Genomic DNA, 16,858 nt, shown 5'->3' on the forward strand with positions numbered 1-16,858 from the left:
GGTTTTGGCTCCGCCACAACCTCCCTCTTCTCTCTAGCTCACCCCCGCCACCGGCCCTGGGGCACGACGCCGGCGTCAGGTGCCGTACACGCCGACCTCGTGCAGCGAGTAGCCCCAGGTGGTGCCGCGCTGCTGCCCGTGCACCCGGACGTAGCGGGCCGAGACGCCGGGGAACCGGGCCGTGTCCAGGCCGCCGTCACCGGTGGTGGTGGACCAGACCGAGCGCCAGGTGGAGCCGTCGGTGGACACCTCGATGCGGTACGCCTTGCCGTAGGCCCGCTCCCAGTCCAGGGTGACCCGCCGGATCACGCTGGTCTCCTTGAGGTCGATCTGCAGCCACTGGTCGTCGCTCCACTCGCTGGCCCAGCGGGTGCCGGTGTCGCCGTCCACGGCCCGTCCGGGCGCGAAGCTGACGAACGGGTTCCACCACTCGGTGGAGCTGGCCGCGGCGGGCGAGCCGGCGGCGAGGTTGACGCCCGCCCGGTGGTTCTCGGACGCCGCCCAGGTGTGCAGGTAGGACTCGGCGCCGCGGAACAGGTCGTCCACCACGTCCTGGCCGCCGACCTGCCGGATGTCCTCGATCCAGTCCGGGACCAGGCCGTAGTGCGCCGCGCCGTCGGTGTTGAGGTCCCAGGTGCGCTGGCCGGCGGTCTGCCGGTCGATCAGGGAGCCGCCGTCGACGCTGCGGAACGGGTACTTGACGGGGTTGGGCGCGTCGGCGCCGCGCGGCGCGGGCCAGCCGCCGACCCCGTTCATGTCGGTGCCGTAGCCGTAGCCGACGCCGTACTTGTCGCGGAGCGCGTCGGTGCGCTTGGCCTCCGCGCTGAACGCCTCGGACCCGCTCATGTACTGGGCGGCGAACCCGCCGAGCTTGTACAGGCGCTCGGTCCAGCCGAGGTCCATCCAGCTGTGCGAGGAGATCACGCCCGGGTACGACTCGGACTCCAGGATGTCGAAGGCCTGGTCGGCGGCCTTGACGCTCATGTGGTCGATCTCCAGCATCATCTTGCGCTTCATCATGCCGCGCACGGCGTACGCGCCGAGGTCGGTCAGCCCGCGGGTGTTGCACTGCGCCCCGGCGGCGTACGACGGGACGGTGACGCCCGGCGGGAGCTCCTTCTCCGCCTGGAGCGCCGGCGCGAGACCGATCGGGTTGTCGTGCTGCGGCCCGGCGCACTGCTCGGTCTGCCAGAAGGTGCCGGTCGACAGGAACTGCCCCACGTTGATCGCCGTGCCGAGCGCCCCCTCGTCGAACCGGACCCCGCACAGGGCGTTGTCGAACTTGTGGCACAGGAACATGCTGCGCACGCCGAGCCCGTACAGCTCGTCCAGCCCGCGGTCGATGTCGGCCTTGCTGCACTGGCCGACGTCCAGGATCTGCTTGCAGCCGAACGGCTCGGAGGTCTCCACCCCCAGCACCACGGCCAGCTTGCCCTGCTCGACCACCTGGCGTGCCTGGTCGGAGTCGGTGACGATGCGGAACCAGCCCTTGCCCGGGCCGCCGTACATCTTGTCGATGTACGCCTGCATGTCGTACGACTTCTGCGCCTCCAGGCGGATGGCGGACATCTCGTCGCAGCCGCGGTCCTTGAAGAAGTAGACCGAGCAGATCACGCCGTTGGTGACCAGGTCGTTGACCAGCACCCGCTCGCCGCCGCGCCAGGCGCGCTCCACCCAGGCGTAGTAGTTCTGCTGGTGGGTGAGCGAGTCGTGGGCGGGCCAGTCCTTGAAGGTCGGCCAGCCGACCGGGTCGTGCTTGCCGTCGCCACCCTTGGTGATCATGTCGAAGATGGCGAGCGAGCCGTCGGGGTAGTGCTCCGGGCAGTCCTTGAGCGCGTCGGCGACGCCCAGGTCGGAGAACGGCTTGCCGCAGATCAGCCGGCCGCCGAAGCCCTCGTTGGCCATGATGTGGTCGTGCGCGTCCACGAAGCCGCGGACGTGGCCCTGCGCGTCGGTGCCCTTGAACGGCTCACCGGTGACGTTGACCCCGGAGTCCGGGGCCGGGCGCGCGGTCGGCACCCACCACCCCGACTCGGCCGAGGCGGCGGGCGCGGGGGCGAGCGCCATGGCCACCAGGGCGAGCAGCAGCGCCAGGACCGCGGTGGGCCGGCGTCTGCTGTGCCCGTGCCTGCTGTGCGTGTGTCGAACCATGGTGATCACTCACGCCTTCGGTCGGCGGACGGCGCGGCCGCGCAGCCGGACCGCCGGCGGGGCGTGCGAGCGCGCCCCACCGCCCGGGCGACTGTCATGTCCCGCACGCATGATGCGACGAGAATCCCGACTGTTGGACATTCAGTCAATAGTCCGGGACGGATGACCTGATGAACCGTCGGTCCGGCCGAACCAGGCTCCACGGCACGGCAGATGCCCCGCTCCGCCGATGCGCGGCGGGCCGCTCACGGTGTGTCGCCGGACCAGTCCCAGTGCCGGGGATCCCCGGCCCGGGGCCGGTAGTGGGCCCGGCCGCCCGGCCCGTGGGACCCGATCTCGGTCGGCAGCCCGGCACCCTCGGCCAGCTGCTCGGCACTCCACCCGGTGACGTCCAGCAGCAGCCCGTCCAGCGGGCCGGCGACCAGCTCGCGGTACCGGTGGCCGGGCCGCGGCCCGGGATCGGGGTCGTCGTGGTCGGCGCCGTACACCCGGCCCCGCAGCAGCGCTTCGTCGTCCATGCCGCCAGCCTCCCAGCCGGGTCCGACAACCGCCGGGCACGGCCGGGGCGGGCCGGCGAGGCCTCACCGCTTCAGAGGGATCCACCACCGGCGGGATCCCCTGCGCGGGTCAGCCGCACCAGACGATCTCGATCACGTGCAGGCGGCTGCGGACGCGGTTGGTCCAGTACACGACGGTGAGCGGGCCGATCGCGGCCGTGCGCACGTCCTCGCCCTCCGGGTCGGTGGTGTCCCACTGCGGCCAGCCCCAGGGGGTGCGGGAGGCGATGTCGAGGACGTCGCGCACCATCTCCTGGACCGGGGCCGGCAGGTCGACCAGCACCTTGGCCGCCTGCGGGGACAGCCGGGCGGGCCAGGCCGGCCAGGCCTGCCCGGTCATCCGCGCACCCCGCAGCCGGGCGGGCGGCCGACCGCCCGGCACGGCGGGGCGACGGGCGGCCGGTCGGGCAGGTGGTCGGGCAGGTGGTCGGGCTGTGCGCCCATCGGGTCCTCCACGCAGGGTGTCGTCGTCACCGTACGCCATCGGATCGCCGACGGTGGCGGGCATCCGCAGATCCCCCGCCCTCGTGCACCGGAACGGATCAGGCCGAGGGTGCGCCGGCACGGCCGCGGTGGCGGTGCGTCAGGAGACGGTGACCGCCGCGTCGTCCAGGACGAAGGAGGTCTGCTTGGTGTAGTCCTCGGTGCCGGTGAACTTCAGCGTGACCGTCTGACCCGCGTAGGCGGCCAGGTTGAAGGTGTGCTGCTGGTAGCCGGCGGCCGCATCGGTGTTGGAGTACGTGGCCAGGGTGGCGAGCACGGTGCCGGAGGGGTTCAGCACCTGGACCTTCAGCGTGTCGAAGACCGTCGTGCCGGAGGCCGCGGTGTCGATGTGGAGCCAGAAGCCGAAGGTGTAACCGGCGCAGCCCGCCGGGAGGGTGACGGTCTGGGCGAGGGTGTCGGTGGTGGCCGTCCCGTAGCCGTCCAGCCAGGCGTCGTAGCCGCCGGAGTGCGGGGGCTCGCTCGAGCTGCTGTTGACGGCGCTGGAGCCGTTGGTGTTGGTCTCGGTCCAGGAGGCGGTGGAACCGGCTTCGAAGCCCGGGTTGGCGAGCAGCTGGGCGGCGGTGCAGCTGCCGCCGGTGGCACCGATCGTCCAGGTGAAGGCGGCGGTGGCGGACGGGCCGGTGGAGTCGGCCGCGCCGGCGGTCACCCGGTAGCTGCCGGCCGTGGTGGGGGTGCCGCCGATGAGCCCGGTGGCGGGGTTGACGGACAGGCCGGGCGGCAGGCCGGTGGCGCTGTAGGTCAGCGTGCCGCCGGCGGTGTCGGTGGCGGACAGCTGGAGGCCGGTGGCGGTGCCGACGGTCCCGGTGCGGGCGCCGGGGTCGGACAGGGCGACGCTGCCCGCGCCCGTGCCGGATCCGGTGCCGGCCAGCCAGGTGGTGGCGTTGAGGGCGAGGGCCGCGTCGGTGCCCGCCGGGTCGTCCCAGCCGTTGTAGAGGGTGTTGCCGCTCTGGCCGGTGCCGTCGTCGGCGGGCGAGCTGTCGCCCCAGATCGCCACCCGGCCGGAGCCGAAGGTGCTGGTGACGAAGAAGGCGCCGGTGTTGCCGCTGTAGCCGGTGCGGTAGAGCAGGCCCTTGACTGCGGGGTTGTCGGCGGGCTTGAGGGTGAAGGTGGTGCCGTTGCGCAGGATGGAGCCGGTGACGGTGCCGAACGGGCCGTGCAGCACCGGGTCGCCCGCGTCGGTGATGGCGCGCGGGTTGTCGGTGGTGATGTTCAGCAGGTCGACGGAGAAGCCGAACGGGTCGGTGTTGTCCACGCCGTTGCTGGTCAGCAGGTCGTTGATGACGGCCGGGGAGTCCCAGCCGTCGTTGTTGCGGTCGCTGACGTTGTGGTCGGAGATCAGGAACAGCCCGCCGCCGTGCTGCACGAAGGTCATCACGGCGGTCTTCTCGGCCGCGCTGAGGCGGACGTTCGGCTCGGGCAGCACGAAGGTGTCGAAGTTGGCGAGGTCGAGGGCGCCGCCGGTGCCGTAGGTGATGGTCTGTCCGGCGGGCAGGGTCTTGAGGCTGTACTGGCCGGTCTTCTGCAGGGCGACGCCCCAGGCGGAGAGGGCGCCGGTCCAGCTCTTCTCGGTGGTGGGGTTGGGGTTCTGGGTGAGCGGGTCGGGCTGGGCGGTGCTGATGATCCAGTCGGCGTTGCCGGCCGTCTCGGCCTTGGTGTTGTCGAACAGCACCCGGTGGGGGGCGGCTGCCGCGGCGGCGGCCGGCGCAGCGGCGGCGGCCGCCTGCTGCGGGGCCGCGCCGAGGCCGGTGAGCGCGGCGAAGGCGGCCGCGAGGGCGGTGGCGAGCAGGGCGGCCGGGCCGCGGAGGGTGGATCGGGTGGATCTGAGCATCCGTCATACTCCTCGTGCCGTGGGGACAGAGGGCAGAACTACGCGCGTAGGCGCACTGCCGAGGAGCAGCATGGGGGGCGCCGGCGTCGTATCCCCCCAGCATCGGGCAACGATCGCTTGAACGGAACACGTCGAACGGACACCCGTGTCACGGCAGACCGCCCACCACCCGGATGGCGACGCCGCATCAGGGGTTCGTCCCCGTACGGCGGTTGCGCCCCGCGGCCGCACCGGGCGCACCCCGGGCCCGGAGGGCGGCGCGCGGCGCGCAGTGTGCGCCGGGTCCGGCGCGGGCGGTGCGCACGGCGGTCGGCGGATACGCTCGGAAGATGCCCGCGGGCGGACGGCCGGCGGACGGTGGCCCGCACACGGACGGGAGGACGCGATGTCGGAGGAGACGACGCCCACGGACACCCCGGTGGTCCCGGCCCACGGGTACGGCGAGGCGCTGTTCCAGCCGTGGCGGCCCGGCGAGGGCGAGCGGATCGACCTGGGCTCACAGGCGTACGACGGGTTCACCCGGGCCCGGCTGCGGGCGCTCGGCGCGGGGCCGGGCAGCCGGGTCCTGGACGTCGGCGCCGGAACCGGCACGATCGCCCGCTGGCTGGCCACCGAGGTCGGCGCCGAGGTGCTCGCGGTCGACCGGGACGTCCGCTTCCTGGAGCCGTACGCGGGCGGCAGGCTGCGCACGCTGGCCGCCGACGTGACCGCGCCCGGCTTCGACCCGGGCCGCTTCGACCTGGTGCACGCCCGCTTCGTGCTGATGCACCTGCCCGGCCACCGCGAGGTGGCGGCGCGCCTGGCCGGCCTGCTGGTCCCCGGCGGCCGTCTGGTGCTGGGTGATGCGGTGGATCTCACCACCGCCGGGCCGCCGGACACCCCGTACCGGCTGGCGATGCGGGCGATGTGGCGGGCCCTGCGCACCGGCATCGGCACCGACGTCGGCTGGACGCCCGGGTACCCGCAGCTGCTGCGCGAGCTGGGGCTGACCGCGGTCGGCGCCGAGGTGCTGGTGCCCGAGCTGACCGCGGGCAGCCCGATCGCCGGGTTCTGGCTGGAGACCTGGGCCCGCACCCGGGAGGGGATGCTCGCCACCGGCCTGGTCGACGCGGCCGTCCTCGGCGCGGCCGAGCGGGCACTCACCGAGGGGACGGCCGCGGACCTCTCCCCCGGGCTGATCACCGCGTGGGGCCGCCGTCCGTAGGCCGGGTCCGACAGGGCCCGCCGGGCGGCCGGCGCTCCCCCGGCCTCCGGCCGGGAGGCGCCCCGCCCGGACGCACCGGCGACTCACCCGGGTACGGCCCGGCAGGAGGGCGCTTCGCCGGAACGCCCAGCCGGGTGCCCGGCGCCGCGCGGCTGGGCACGACGCGCACTGTCGGAGTCGGCCTGGCCCGGACCGCCGGACGGCCGGGGCTCCGCCCGGAGGTCCCGCGCCGGGGCGGACGGCGCGCCCGCCGCCCGCCCGCGGTGACCGCGCCGCCAGGCACCCGCCACCGCGTCGCGAGGCAGCCGTCACCGGCCCGCGAGGTACCGGTCACCGCCCCGCGAGGTACCGGTCGGCGGCCTGGAGCGGGGTGAGGCCGCCGACGTTGACCAGGCGGTCGATCTCCTCCACGCCGTCGTTGCCGAGCCACAGGCCGCCGAGCCGCGCCAGGGCGTCGGGGGCGATGAGCCGGACGGCGCGGTCGGTGACCACCGGGGCGGCCCGGTCGACGCCGCCGAGCAGGCCGAGCGGCTCGGTGATCGGCCGCAGGCCGTGGTGGACGTTGAGGTACTGCGGCCGCCAGATCGGGATGACGAACCATTCGCGGGCGGCGATGCCGCGCTCCACCCGGGCGGTGAACGACTGCTCGGTACCGGGCCGGAAGTGGTAGCCGGCCCGGTCGAGGCCGTAGTCGCGCACCATCCGGGCGGAGAAGCGGCTGATGCCCGCACCCGCGTTGATGCCGTCGATGGCGGGGGTCATCCGGGCGGCCACCTCGGGGCGGGCGAGGTCGGCGACCTCGGCGACCGCCTCGGCGGGGACGTACGGCGGGACCGCCCAGATGCAGTACGGCTCGTAGTGCGCGGGCAGGACGTGCGCGCGGTCGCGGTAGCCGGCCAGGTACCGCTGGTGGCTGGCGGGCAGCCAGGCCGACAGCAGGACGTCGACCTCGCCGTCGGCCTGGAGCGCGAACATCTGCTCGTGCGGGGCCTCGATGCTGCTGACCCGGTGCCCGGCGTCCTCCAGGATCCGGCGGGCCACGGCCGCGGCGGCGCGGTGGAAGGAGAGCGCGATGCTGCCGACCGTCAGCGCCGGGCGCCCGGCGCCGCCCCGCGGCGCGGCGCCGGTCACGGCACTGCTGGGCACGGCACTGCTGGGCACGGCACTGTCGCCGGTCACAGCGCTGCCGCCGGTCACGGCGCTTCGGTGGGCCACCCCGCGACGACGATCTTGCCGATCGTCGCGGAGGTCTCCACCAGTTGGTGCGCCGCGCGCAGGTTGTCGGCGGTGATCGGCGACAGCGTGCGGGTCAGGGTGGTCCGCAGGACTCCGGCGTCGAACAGGCGGGCCGCCTCGTCCAGCAGTTCGCGCTGGGCGGTGCTGGTGGGGTCGAACAGCGGCCTGGTGAACATCAGTTCCCAGTGCCAGGTCTGGCTCTTGGCCTTCAGCGGGAGGGTGTCCAGCGCGGCCGGTTCGTCGATGGCGACGACCTGCCCGTGCACGGCCATGATGTCGGCGTAGGTCTGCGCCATGCCCTCGGAGAACGGCGAGAAGACGTAGTCGACGCCGCCGGGCGCGATCTCGGCGAGCTCCTCGCGCAGGTTGCGGTGGCCGACCACGTGGTGGGCGCCGAGGTCCGTGGCCCACGCCCGGGACTCGGGCCGGGAGGCGGTGGCGATGACGGTGACGCCGGTGAGCCGGCGGGCCAGCTGGATGATCATCGACCCGACCCCGCCGGCCCCGGCCACCACCAGCAGGGTGCCGGTGCTCTCGCGGGTGAGGCGCAGCCGGTCGAACAGCGTCTCCCAGGCGGTGATGGTGGTGAGCGGGACGGCCGCCGCCTCGGCGAAGTCCAGCGAGGCGGGCTTGTGGCCGACGATCCGCTCGTCCACCAGCTGGTGGCGGGCGTTGGACCCGGTACGGGCGATCGAACCCGCGTAGTAGACCTCGTCGCCGACCGCGAAGGCCGTCACCTCCGGACCGGTGGCCAGCACGACGCCCGCGGCGTCGAAGCCCAGCACCTTGGGTTCGGCCTGCTCGGCGAAGGACGCCCGGACCTTGACGTCCACGGGGTTGACGGAGACGGCGCGGACCTCGACCAGCAGGTCGTGCGGCCCGGGGGCGGGCAGGGCGAGTTCGACCTCGGCGAAGGAGGCGGGCGCGTCGGCGGGTCCGGCGGCCAGGGCGGCGACGGCACGGGTGGTGGTCGGCGTGGCAAGGGGCGTGGTCATGGTGCGGGTCCTTCTCGGGTCGGTGGTGCCGGTACTGGGGAGGTGATGTCGTCAGCCGCCGGAGTGCGGGGCGCGCAGGGCGGGACGGTCGATGAACTCGATCACCTCGCCGTCGGGGCCGTGGACGAACGCCACCCGGATCGTCATCGGCGTGTCGCCGGTGGTGTCGATGGTGGCCGGCGCCATCAGCGCCCGGGCCCCGGCGGCGACGGCCCGCGCGAACGGCACCGCCGGGTCGTCGGTGCGGATCGCGAAGTGCGCGAGCACGCCCGGACGGGCGGCCTCCCCCGCGGCCGGCCGGCCGTTCCCGGCCGGGCCGCCGGCGAAGCCGCCGGGCGGGGTGGAGGCGGCGTCGAACAGCTCGATCACCCGGTCGTCGCCGACGTCCAGGAAGACGCAGCGGTGGACACCGGCCTCGGGCGCGCTCCACTCGTGCGCGACCCGGAAGCCGAGCGCGTCCCGGTAGAACCGGACGCTCGCGTCGAGGTCGCGGCAGTGCAGTGCGATGTGGTCGAGGCCCTGGTTGTGGGCGGTGCTCCCGGTCATGAGGGGGTCCTTCGCTGAGCTGTGCTCCCGGCCGCTCCGGGAGTGGTCCCAGTCTGCGCAGGCCACGAACCATGTGTCCAAGGACTGGATCTTCTGGAACCCATAAGCTGGACACATGGCGACTCTGCGACAGCTGGAGTACTTCGTCGCGATCGTCGACGAGGGCTCCTTCACCGGCGCGGCCGGCCGGCTGAACGTGACCCAGCCCGGCCTCTCCCACCAGTTCCTCGCACTGGAACGGGAGATCGGCGGGCGCCTGCTGGAACGGCTGCCGCGGGGCGTACGCCTCACCGCGGCCGGGCGCGCCATGCTCCCCTCCGCCCGGGCGGCGCTCGCGGACGCCCACCGCTCGGTGACCGCAGCCCGCCGGGCGACCGGCGCGGCCTCCGGGGAGCTCCAGATCGCGGCGCTGTACTCGATCAGCACCGGGATCCTGCCCGCCGCGCTGTCGCGGTGGCGGGCCGACCACCCGGACGTCCGGATCACCCTGTTCGAGCACCGCCGGGCGGGCGAGATGGCCGCGGCGATGGCCGCCGGACAGGCGGACCTGGCGATCGGGCCGCCCCCGCCGGGCTGGGAGGGCACCGTGCGCCACCTCGGCCGGGAGGAGTTCGTGCTGGTCACCACGGTCGGCGACGGCGATGCCCCGGACACCGGCACGACCGCCCGGCTGGCGGACTTCGCCGAACGCGAGTGGGTGCACTTCACCCCGGACAGCGGACTGGCCGCGATCCTGGAGGAGACCTGCGCCGCCGCCGGCTTCCGGCCACGGGTCGCCGTACGGACGGAGCAGGGCCCCTCGGCCGTCAACTTCGCCGCGGCGGGCCTCGGACCCACCCTGGTACCGGCCAACATCGTGCCCCGGCACTTCCCCGGCCTGGTACTGCGCACCGATCCGCCGTACCGCAGGGCGCTCGCCGCCTACACCCGCACCGGTCCCGACCCGCTGTCCGAGGCGTTCCTCGACGCGCTGGCGCAGGTCCCGCTGACCCCGGCCCACGTCCGCAGGCGCCTCGGCCCGCCGCCGGGCTGAGGGCCACCCGGTCGCGGCCCTTGGCCGGTGGCGGGCGGTGGGCGGTGGCGGCCCTTGGCCGGCAGCGGGCGGCGAGCGGTGGGCGGTGGGCGGCTGATGGCGGGCGGGTGACGGCGGGCGGCACGGGTGGGCCGCGCGGGTGACAGCTGCGTCAAGGGCCCGTCAGGAGGCGGCACCGGCAGGTCAAGGCCGCGTCAGCGCCAGGGGCGGGTACGGCGGTTCGGCCTAGCGTCGAACTGTTCACGCCGGGTCGACGAGGACCCGGCAGAACCCTCCACCACCTTGGAGCACCAGCATGGCCCGCACCGACACCCCCGCCCCGGAGCCTGCCGATCGTCCCCTGTGGCACGTCCCGGTCCGGGACGGCCAGGCGGCCGTCACCGTCCTGCGCCTGTTCCGGCAGCGCGACGGCAGCCGCTGCGCCGTCGGCTTCAGCACCGCCGCGGCCCTGACCGCGCTGCTCGGCACCGCCCAGCGGTCCGTCACCCTCACCGAGCCCGCGCTGCGGGCCCTGACCGCCCCGCTCGGGGTGCGCGCCCTGGTCCTGGACCCGCAGCTGGTGGCGCCGCCGGTCGCCGCCGCCCCCGGCGGTCCGCTGACCGCTCCCCCGGCCCAGCTCCAGCACCAGTGGTGACCCCGGCTCCCGTCCCGGGCCCGCCCGCCCGGGACGGCGGCCCGGCCGCAGCAAGGCCGCTGCGGCTGGTGACGGCCGGACCGGCGGAGCAGCCCGCCGCCGCACCGCAGCGGCCGCTGCGGGCACTGGCCCGGATCCGGTCCGGGCCCGTCCCGCTGGACTTCGACCTGCTCGCCGCCCGCCTCCCGGCCGTGCTGGACGGCCTGGCCCTGGCCGGCGACGCCGACCTGGAACTCCGGCTCGCCTGCACCGGCCCGCAGGAGCTGCGCGAGGTGACGGCCGAACTGCTGCGCTGCGGGGCGGCGCAGGTCCGGGTCGAGTTCGTGCTGCGCGCCCTCGCCCGCCGCCCGGACGCGCCACCGCCACCGCCGCTACCGCCGCCGCCGCCGGCCCCGCGCCGGGCCGCCGCCCTCGTTCCCGAAACCGTGAGGAGTACCACGCCATGACCACCGTCGTCGCCCGTCCCGCCGTCCTGCCGCAGCGCGAGCGTCCGCTCGGCAGCCCCTGGCCCGCCTCCGCCCGGGCCGGCGCCCACGGCGACCTGCTGGTCGGCGGGGTAGGCCTCGCCGAGGCCGCCGACCGCTTCGGCACGCCGCTGTACGTGCTGGACGAGCAGGAGGTCCGGGCCAGGGCCCGCGACTACCGCGCCGCGCTGCCCGACGCCGAGGTGCTGTACGCGGCCAAGGCCTTCCTGTGCAGCGCGATGGCCGACTGGGTCGGCGAGGAGGGCCTCGGGCTGGACGTCTGCTCGGCCGGTGAGCTGCGGCTCGCCGTCGCCGCGGGCTTCCCCGCCCACCGGATCCTGCTGCACGGCAACGCCAAGAGCCCGGAGGAACTGCGGCTGGCGCTGCGCCTGCGGGTCGGCCGGATCGTCATCGACAGCCTCGCCGAGATCCCGCGGCTGGCGGCGCTGACCGTCGCCCGGAGCCCGCAGGCCGTCCTGGTCAGGGTGGTGCCGGAGGTCGCCGCCGGGCACCACCCCGCGGTACGGACCGGGGTCTGCGGCCAGAAGTTCGGCTTCCCCGTCCGGGGCGGCGACGCCGCCGAGGCCGTCCGCCGCGTGCTGGAACAGCCCGGACTGCGCCCGGCCGGACTGCACTGCCACCTCGGCTCCCAGATCACCGAGGTGGAGCCGTACCTGACGGCCGTCGACCGGCTGGTCGAACTGCTCGCCGAGGTCCGCGACCGCCACGGCGTCGAACTCCCGGAGCTGGACCTGGGCGGCGGGCACGGGGTGCGCTACCGCCCGGGCGAGCCCGAACTGGACCTGGCCGAGTTCGCCCGCCGGGTACCGGACCGCCTCGCCGAAGCGTGCGGGCGGCACGGCCTGACCGTGCCCAGGCTGCTGGTCGAACCGGGCCGGGCCGTCGCCGCGCCCGCCGGGGTCGCCGTCTACCGGGTGCTGACGGTGAAGCACGGCTCGGACGGGCGGGTGTTCGCCGCGGTGGACGGCGGGATGAGCGACAACCCGCGGCCGGCGCTGTACGGGTCGAAGTACGCGGTACGGCTGGTCGGCCGGGCCACGGACGCGGCCCCGCAGCCGGTGGACGTGGTCGGGCGGCACTGCGAGGCCGGCGACGTCCTGGTCCCGGGCGCGCTGCTCCCCGCCGACCTGCGGCCGGGCGACCTGCTCGCCGTCCCGGCCGCCGGGGCGTACCAGCTCTCCATGGCGTCCGGCTACAACCTGGTCGGCCGCCCCGCCGTGGCCGCCGTCGACCGGGGCCGGGCCCGGCTGCTGATCCGCCGCGAGACGGTCGAGGACTTCCGCACCCGCGAGGTCGGCCGCTGAGCGGGGCCGGGCGACCGACCGGCGGTGGCTGATGCCGCACGAGGATCCGCCGGACAGAGCCTACGCGCGGCGGCCGGGCAGCGCCTCGGAGGCCGCGGCGGCCAGGGGCACGAGGGTCGCTCCGGGTGCCAGGGTGGAACGGGCCAGGCAGTGGTGGCAGTGCAGCACCCGCACCCGCTCCCCCGACCACAGCCGCAGCACCGCCCGGACCGCCAGCACCACCGCGACCACCGCACCGCCGAGCAGCGGCCCGGCGAACCCGGCCCGCCCCTGCGCGAGCAGCGCCCAGCCGTACGTACCGAGGGCGACCGCCGCCACGACCCGGGCCTCGCCGAGCGTCCGGACGACCGGATACCGGTTCTCGCCGAAGACGGACAGTCTGACGCTCTCCTCGCAGCGCGGGCACTGGACGCCCCGCGGCGGCGTCGCGTCCGGCACAACGTGGTCGATGGTCCCCACCCTCTGCGTCATGCCACGCAACCTACCTGACCGCCGGTCAGCAACGGCAGGCCCCGGGAGGCGCAGCAGCACCGACCGGTACCCCGGAAAATGTGGGAGCGGCGCTCGGACCGGGCCGTATCGTGGCCCCGCTGTCGGATCGGGAACGCGGAGGCCGGGTGCAGGTTGAGGAGTACGGCATCTGGGGGCGGGAGTTCACGGTCAGGTACGTGCTGGTCGGGGAGGACGAGGCCGGCGGCGAGCTGGTGCTGGCGAGGTCCGCCGGGGTCGAGGGGCTGTTCCTGGATCCGGTGCCGCCGCGCCGGGAGGTACTGACGCTGCGCGGGTGCGGCCCGCGGGGCCGCCTCGCGGAGGCCGTCGGCCGGGCCGGAGCGGCGGCCGAGCTCGGCGACCTGTGCGTCGAGGTGGGCAACGGCGAGCGGCCCGTGCAGTGGTGGACCCTGCTGGACGCCGTGGTCATCGCCCACCGGGCCGGCGGTGCCGACCCGGCTCTGCTGGACATCACCATCGGCGCCGGCGTGGTGCCGGACCCCGCTCACGCCTTCGGCGCACCCCGGGCACCCACGTTCGAGGTGTTCCCGGACCTGGGCGACGCACCCGGGCTCGGCCGGTGTGCCGACGTGCACGGCCTGCTGGTCACCCGCCCGACCGCGGTCACTCCCCTGCAGCTGATCGGTTGTGAGCCCACCGAGCCGCTGCTGGGGACGGTCCGTCGGCGGGGCCGATGGCCTCGGCCCACCGAGTTGTTGGCGCTCGACCGCAACGGAGAGGTGATGACCCGCCGGCCGGTGGTCCTGGCCGTCGAGGGGTCGCGTCCGTCCGTCCTGGGAGACGGTCTGCTGGACGTCGCCCTCGCCGACACCTCGGACCGGCCGCCGCGCGCCGCCCGGTCCGTCTGGGAAGCGTGGTACGCGGGCCGCCCGACGGAACGCAATCTGTGGGCGCGCCTCGACCGCGAGGGCCGGGAGCAGTGGCTCGACCTCACCTTCCGTGGCGGCGACCTGCCTACCCGGGACGTGTCCGGTGGCGTCCACCACCTCGACGGCCGCTACGTCACCGACGAGCCCGGTCTGCACTGCGCACTGGGCGAGGCACTGCTGGGACCGGGCGGGTACTTCGGCCGGGAGTGGAACGCCTTCGCGGACTGCCTGGGCGGCGGATTCGGCGTGGCGCCGCCGTTCACCCTGCTCTGGCACGACGCCGAGGTCGCACGGCGCGCCCTGACCGAGGAACACCTCCTGCCGGATGACGGGGTCTCCTACGTCGAGGCCGTGGTCGCACGTCTGGAGCGGTCCGGCGTCACCGTCGTCCTCGCGTAGTCCCGCCGCGACCCGGGGGCGGTGACCTGGACGAAATCCGCTTCGGCACACTGCTCCTGTGGATGACTTCGCCGGAACCCAGGCACCGATCCGCCGGCTGACCGACCCCGCGGAGGCGATCGCGGCCTTGGAGCTGGCGGTACCGGGCCTCGCCGCGCTGCGGCTGCCGGCTCCCCGCGCAATCGACTGGCGGTCGCTGGAGGCCGAGTTGGGCGTCGCGCTGCCCGCCGACTACCGACTCCTCTGCGCACTCCACCCGTCTTTCGTCATCGACGGATTCCTGGGTGTCGGCATGCCGGAGCCCGGTCGGGAGAGCGACTGGGTGCGGGCGACGCGGGAGGAGTTGGAGACGATCGCGGAGTGGTGCGCGGAAGCCGATCTGGCCGTCCCGCTGCGTCCGTTCCCCGCCCCGGGCGGGCTGATCCCCTGGGCTGCGTCGCCGCAGGGGGACTTCTTCCTCTGGCGTACCGGTCCGGCCTCACCGCAGGAGTGGACGGTAACCGTCGCTTCGCGGAGTTCCGTCTGGTGGCACTACACCGGTGGCGCGGTCCAGTTCCTCGCCGACCTCGCCGGGGGTGTGCTGGAGCCGTGGGCGTTGCCCCGGATCCGGGCCGAGGTGGCTGCCAGGTGAGCTCTCGGGAGCCGACCGGGAGCTTCGGGGTCCGGTCGGCGGTGCGCCTCACGGTCCGGTCGGGACCCGGCGGCGGCGGGCGCGGCGGGCGGGCCGGGTGCGGGTCGGCCAGGTGGGGTGGTGGCGGTCGATGACGTAGGCGTGGCCGTGCTGCCAGCCGCCGGTGGCGGTCCGGGCGCCGGCCAGGTGGGGGTGGTCGGCGGGGAGGTCGGCGTGGACGTGGTCGAGGCGGACGGGGTCGCGGGCGGGCCAGAGCAGCAGGGCGGCCACCGCGCCGGTCAGGGCGATGGCGCCGAGCACGGCCGCGGTGACCGGCAGGCCCGCGGCCGCAGCGAGCCATCCGGCCAGGGGGTAGGTCAGCAGCCAGCAGCCGTGCGAGAGCGAGAACTGGGCGGCGAAGGCGGCGGGCAGGTCCGGATCGGCCGCCGAGCGGCGGATCACCCGCCCGCCCGGGGTCAGGACCGCCGAGCCCGCTGCGCCGATCGCCGCCCAGGCCGCGAGCACCGCCCACCACGACCAGGCGGCCGGGGCGGCGGCGCCGAGCACCGCGACGACGCCCAGCACCGGCGCCAGGGCGAACGCGGCGGGCAGCATCACGGCGCGGTCGCCGGTCCTGCGCAGCACCGCGGGCAGGGCGAGGGCCGCCACGATGGAGCCGGTTCCGTACGCGCCGAGCGCCAGCGACACGGCGCCCACGCCCCGGTGGAAGTGGTCGCGGACCAGGACGACGGTGTCGACGAAGACGAGCGCCCCGGCGGCGGCGACCGCCAGGTCCAGGGCGAGCAGGGCCCGCAGCCGGGGGGTCGCCCGGAACAGTCGGGCGCCGAACGCGATGCCGGCGTACACCCCGCCCGCGCGCTCGACCGGTTTCGGCGCGGGCAGCACGGCGGAGACCACGAGGGCGGCAGAGGCCAGGAAGCCGACGACGGTGCCGGCGAACAGCCAGCCGTACGGGAGCACGGTCAGCAGCAGTCCCGCGAGGGCCGGGCTGAACAGGCTCTCCAGGTCGTACGCGAGACGGGACATCGACAGCGCCCGGGTGTAGTCGCGTTCGGCCGGCAGCACGTCGGGAACGGTCGCCTGGAAGGTGGGGGTGAACCCCGCGGAGGCCGCCTGGAGCAGGAAGATCAGGACGTACACCTGCCACACCTGGCTCACGAACGGCAGCGCGACGGCGACGGCGGCCCGGGTCAGGTCCAGCGTCACCATCAGCGCCCGGCGCGGCACCCGGTCCGCGAGCGCGCCCGCCAGCGGTGCGACGGCGACGTACGCGACCATCTTGATCGCCAGCGCCGTGCCGAGCACCGCGGAGGCGTCGGCGCCGGCCAGGTCGTAGGCGAGCAGGCTCAGTGCCACCGTCGCCAGCCCGGTGCCGACCAGGGCGACGACCTGCGCGGTGAACAGGTGGCGGTAGGTGCGGTTGCGCAGAACGGACAGCATCGGCACCGTCCCGGGTGGGAGCGATCGGACCGGGCCATCGTAGCCAACATGTGCATACCCATGCACCTGTTGGCGCCGCCGCACGCCGGGCGCGGGCCGACCGCGAACAGAAACCGCGAACAGAAGACCGGGGACGGAATCAGGAGCCGGGGGTGGGATCAGTCGTGCGGCGGCAGGGCGCCGATCTGGTGGTCGGCGACGTTCAGCGCCTCGTCCACGAGGCGGCGCAGGTGTCCGTGCCGCAGCGAGTACACGACGCGGCGGCCGTCCTTGCGGGTCACCACCAGGCCGGCGAGCCGGAGTTTGGCGAGGTGCTGACTGACCGAGGGCCGGGCCGCGCCGCACACCTCGGTGAGGGTGGTGACGTCCGCCTCGCCCTCGCCGAGCCGCTGGAGCAGCGCCAGCCGGGTGCGGTCGGCGAGCAGCGCGAGGACCGAGGCCGCGACCTCCAGCCGCTCCCCGCTCCCCTGCTCCTGCACAGGGTGTGCACCTGCCACGCTCGCGCCCGAGGTCATGCGTCCCATCGTAGGGG

At 75.1% G+C, this 16,858-nt stretch carries 18 protein-coding genes; 7 read left to right on the forward strand and 11 right to left on the reverse strand.

What is annotated here, in order from left to right; all coding sequences use genetic code 11:
- Positions 1-75 precede the first annotated feature (75 nt).
- The 5 genes from AC2TEW_RS22975 to AC2TEW_RS22995 form a co-directional block, all read right to left on the reverse strand.
- On the reverse strand, positions 76-2,151 hold the full coding sequence (locus AC2TEW_RS22975) for a galactose-binding domain-containing protein (protein WP_484625215.1): 2,076 nt from the start codon (positions 2,149-2,151) through the stop codon (positions 76-78).
- 245 nt (positions 2,152-2,396) lie between these two features.
- Positions 2,397-2,669, reverse strand: a complete 273-nt coding sequence (locus AC2TEW_RS22980; RefSeq protein WP_484625216.1) for a hypothetical protein — start codon at positions 2,667-2,669, stop codon at positions 2,397-2,399.
- Positions 2,670-2,778: 109 nt separating this feature from the next.
- Positions 2,779-3,048 (reverse strand): hypothetical protein, encoded by a 270-nt coding sequence (locus AC2TEW_RS22985; protein ID WP_484625217.1) that lies wholly within the window; start codon positions 3,046-3,048, stop codon positions 2,779-2,781.
- Complete coding sequence (locus AC2TEW_RS22990; protein ID WP_484625218.1) at positions 3,045-3,182, reverse strand: hypothetical protein; 138 nt, start codon at positions 3,180-3,182, stop codon at positions 3,045-3,047. The genes AC2TEW_RS22985 and AC2TEW_RS22990 overlap by 4 nt, the downstream gene beginning before the upstream one ends.
- Positions 3,183-3,291: 109 nt before the next feature.
- Complete coding sequence (locus AC2TEW_RS22995) at positions 3,292-5,040, reverse strand: putative Ig domain-containing protein (RefSeq protein WP_484625219.1); 1,749 nt, start codon at positions 5,038-5,040, stop codon at positions 3,292-3,294.
- A gap of 385 nt (positions 5,041-5,425) precedes the next feature.
- On the opposite strand from AC2TEW_RS22995, the gene AC2TEW_RS23000 reads away from it, so the two are divergent.
- Entirely contained in the window at positions 5,426-6,244 is an 819-nt protein-coding gene (locus AC2TEW_RS23000; RefSeq protein ID WP_484625220.1) for a class I SAM-dependent methyltransferase, read from the forward strand.
- Positions 6,245-6,574: 330 nt separating this feature from the next.
- Here the strand turns inward: AC2TEW_RS23000 and AC2TEW_RS23005 are convergent, their stop codons facing one another.
- Genes AC2TEW_RS23005 through AC2TEW_RS23015 form a run of 3 tightly spaced genes read right to left on the reverse strand, consistent with a single transcriptional unit; the run spans position 6,575 to position 9,021 of the window.
- Positions 6,575-7,390 (reverse strand): glycine betaine ABC transporter substrate-binding protein, encoded by an 816-nt coding sequence (locus tag AC2TEW_RS23005; protein ID WP_484625221.1) that lies wholly within the window; start codon positions 7,388-7,390, stop codon positions 6,575-6,577.
- 47 nt (positions 7,391-7,437) lie between these two features.
- Positions 7,438-8,475, reverse strand: coding sequence for a zinc-binding alcohol dehydrogenase family protein (locus tag AC2TEW_RS23010; protein WP_484625222.1), 1,038 nt, complete (start codon positions 8,473-8,475; stop codon positions 7,438-7,440).
- A 51-nt stretch (positions 8,476-8,526) separates the two neighbouring features.
- Complete coding sequence (locus AC2TEW_RS23015) at positions 8,527-9,021, reverse strand: VOC family protein (RefSeq protein ID WP_484625223.1); 495 nt, start codon at positions 9,019-9,021, stop codon at positions 8,527-8,529.
- Between the two features lie 115 nt (positions 9,022-9,136).
- Between AC2TEW_RS23015 and AC2TEW_RS23020 the strand changes: the two genes are divergently transcribed.
- The 4 genes from AC2TEW_RS23020 (at position 9,137) to lysA (ending at position 12,477) form a co-directional block, all read left to right on the forward strand.
- Positions 9,137-10,054, forward strand: a complete 918-nt coding sequence (locus AC2TEW_RS23020; protein WP_484625224.1) for a LysR family transcriptional regulator — start codon at positions 9,137-9,139, stop codon at positions 10,052-10,054.
- A gap of 295 nt (positions 10,055-10,349) precedes the next feature.
- Positions 10,350-10,688, forward strand: a complete 339-nt coding sequence (locus tag AC2TEW_RS23025; RefSeq protein ID WP_484625225.1) for an SAV_915 family protein — start codon at positions 10,350-10,352, stop codon at positions 10,686-10,688.
- A complete protein-coding gene (locus AC2TEW_RS23030) occupies positions 10,685-11,134 on the forward strand; it encodes a hypothetical protein (RefSeq protein WP_484625226.1) in 450 nt (149 codons plus the stop codon). The genes AC2TEW_RS23025 and AC2TEW_RS23030 overlap by 4 nt, the downstream gene beginning before the upstream one ends.
- Entirely contained in the window at positions 11,131-12,477 is a 1,347-nt protein-coding gene (lysA, locus tag AC2TEW_RS23035; RefSeq protein WP_484625227.1) for a diaminopimelate decarboxylase, read from the forward strand. The genes AC2TEW_RS23030 and lysA overlap by 4 nt, the downstream gene beginning before the upstream one ends.
- 60 nt (positions 12,478-12,537) lie before the next feature.
- Here the strand turns inward: lysA and AC2TEW_RS23040 are convergent, their stop codons facing one another.
- Positions 12,538-12,948: a hypothetical protein gene (locus tag AC2TEW_RS23040; protein WP_484625228.1), complete on the reverse strand. Its 411-nt coding sequence runs from the start codon at positions 12,946-12,948 to the stop codon at positions 12,538-12,540.
- Positions 12,949-13,094: 146 nt separating this feature from the next.
- Here AC2TEW_RS23040 and AC2TEW_RS23045 point away from each other — a divergent pair, with 146 nt between their 5' ends.
- Together AC2TEW_RS23045 and AC2TEW_RS23050 are read left to right on the forward strand one after the other, a co-directional pair.
- Positions 13,095-14,255 (forward strand): barstar family protein, encoded by a 1,161-nt coding sequence (locus AC2TEW_RS23045; protein WP_484625229.1) that lies wholly within the window; start codon positions 13,095-13,097, stop codon positions 14,253-14,255.
- A 58-nt stretch (positions 14,256-14,313) separates the two neighbouring features.
- Positions 14,314-14,886, forward strand: a complete 573-nt coding sequence (locus AC2TEW_RS23050) for an SMI1/KNR4 family protein (protein ID WP_484625230.1) — start codon at positions 14,314-14,316, stop codon at positions 14,884-14,886.
- Positions 14,887-14,934: 48 nt separating this feature from the next.
- Here AC2TEW_RS23050 and AC2TEW_RS23055 read toward each other — a convergent pair whose 3' ends face one another.
- Both AC2TEW_RS23055 and AC2TEW_RS23060 read right to left on the reverse strand, forming a co-directional pair.
- Complete coding sequence (locus AC2TEW_RS23055; RefSeq protein ID WP_484625231.1) at positions 14,935-16,326, reverse strand: MFS transporter; 1,392 nt, start codon at positions 16,324-16,326, stop codon at positions 14,935-14,937.
- A gap of 158 nt (positions 16,327-16,484) precedes the next feature.
- Positions 16,485-16,841, reverse strand: coding sequence for an ArsR/SmtB family transcription factor (locus AC2TEW_RS23060; RefSeq protein ID WP_484625232.1), 357 nt, complete (start codon positions 16,839-16,841; stop codon positions 16,485-16,487).
- Between the last annotated feature and the right edge of the window lie 17 nt (positions 16,842-16,858).

The organism is Kitasatospora sp. NEAU-CNBT7 (assembly GCF_057220535.1).

Coding starts and splice junctions, on each gene's coding strand:
- AC2TEW_RS23000 (WP_484625220.1), top strand. CDS start 5,426: ATGTCGGAGGAGACGACGCCCACGGACACCCCGGTGGTCCCGGCCCAC.
- AC2TEW_RS23010 (WP_484625222.1), bottom strand. CDS start 8,475: ATGACCACGCCCCTTGCCACGCCGACCACCACCCGTGCCGTCGCCGCC.
- AC2TEW_RS23040 (WP_484625228.1), bottom strand. CDS start 12,948: ATGACGCAGAGGGTGGGGACCATCGACCACGTTGTGCCGGACGCGACG.
- AC2TEW_RS23060 (WP_484625232.1), bottom strand. CDS start 16,841: ATGACCTCGGGCGCGAGCGTGGCAGGTGCACACCCTGTGCAGGAGCAG.
- AC2TEW_RS22995 (WP_484625219.1), bottom strand. CDS start 5,040: ATGCTCAGATCCACCCGATCCACCCTCCGCGGCCCGGCCGCCCTGCTC.
- AC2TEW_RS23020 (WP_484625224.1), top strand. CDS start 9,137: ATGGCGACTCTGCGACAGCTGGAGTACTTCGTCGCGATCGTCGACGAG.
- AC2TEW_RS23055 (WP_484625231.1), bottom strand. CDS start 16,326: ATGCTGTCCGTTCTGCGCAACCGCACCTACCGCCACCTGTTCACCGCG.
- AC2TEW_RS23025 (WP_484625225.1), top strand. CDS start 10,350: ATGGCCCGCACCGACACCCCCGCCCCGGAGCCTGCCGATCGTCCCCTG.
- AC2TEW_RS22980 (WP_484625216.1), bottom strand. CDS start 2,669: ATGGACGACGAAGCGCTGCTGCGGGGCCGGGTGTACGGCGCCGACCAC.
- lysA (WP_484625227.1), top strand. CDS start 11,131: ATGACCACCGTCGTCGCCCGTCCCGCCGTCCTGCCGCAGCGCGAGCGT.
- AC2TEW_RS22985 (WP_484625217.1), bottom strand. CDS start 3,048: ATGACCGGGCAGGCCTGGCCGGCCTGGCCCGCCCGGCTGTCCCCGCAG.
- AC2TEW_RS22975 (WP_484625215.1), bottom strand. CDS start 2,151: ATGGTTCGACACACGCACAGCAGGCACGGGCACAGCAGACGCCGGCCC.
- AC2TEW_RS23015 (WP_484625223.1), bottom strand. CDS start 9,021: ATGACCGGGAGCACCGCCCACAACCAGGGCCTCGACCACATCGCACTG.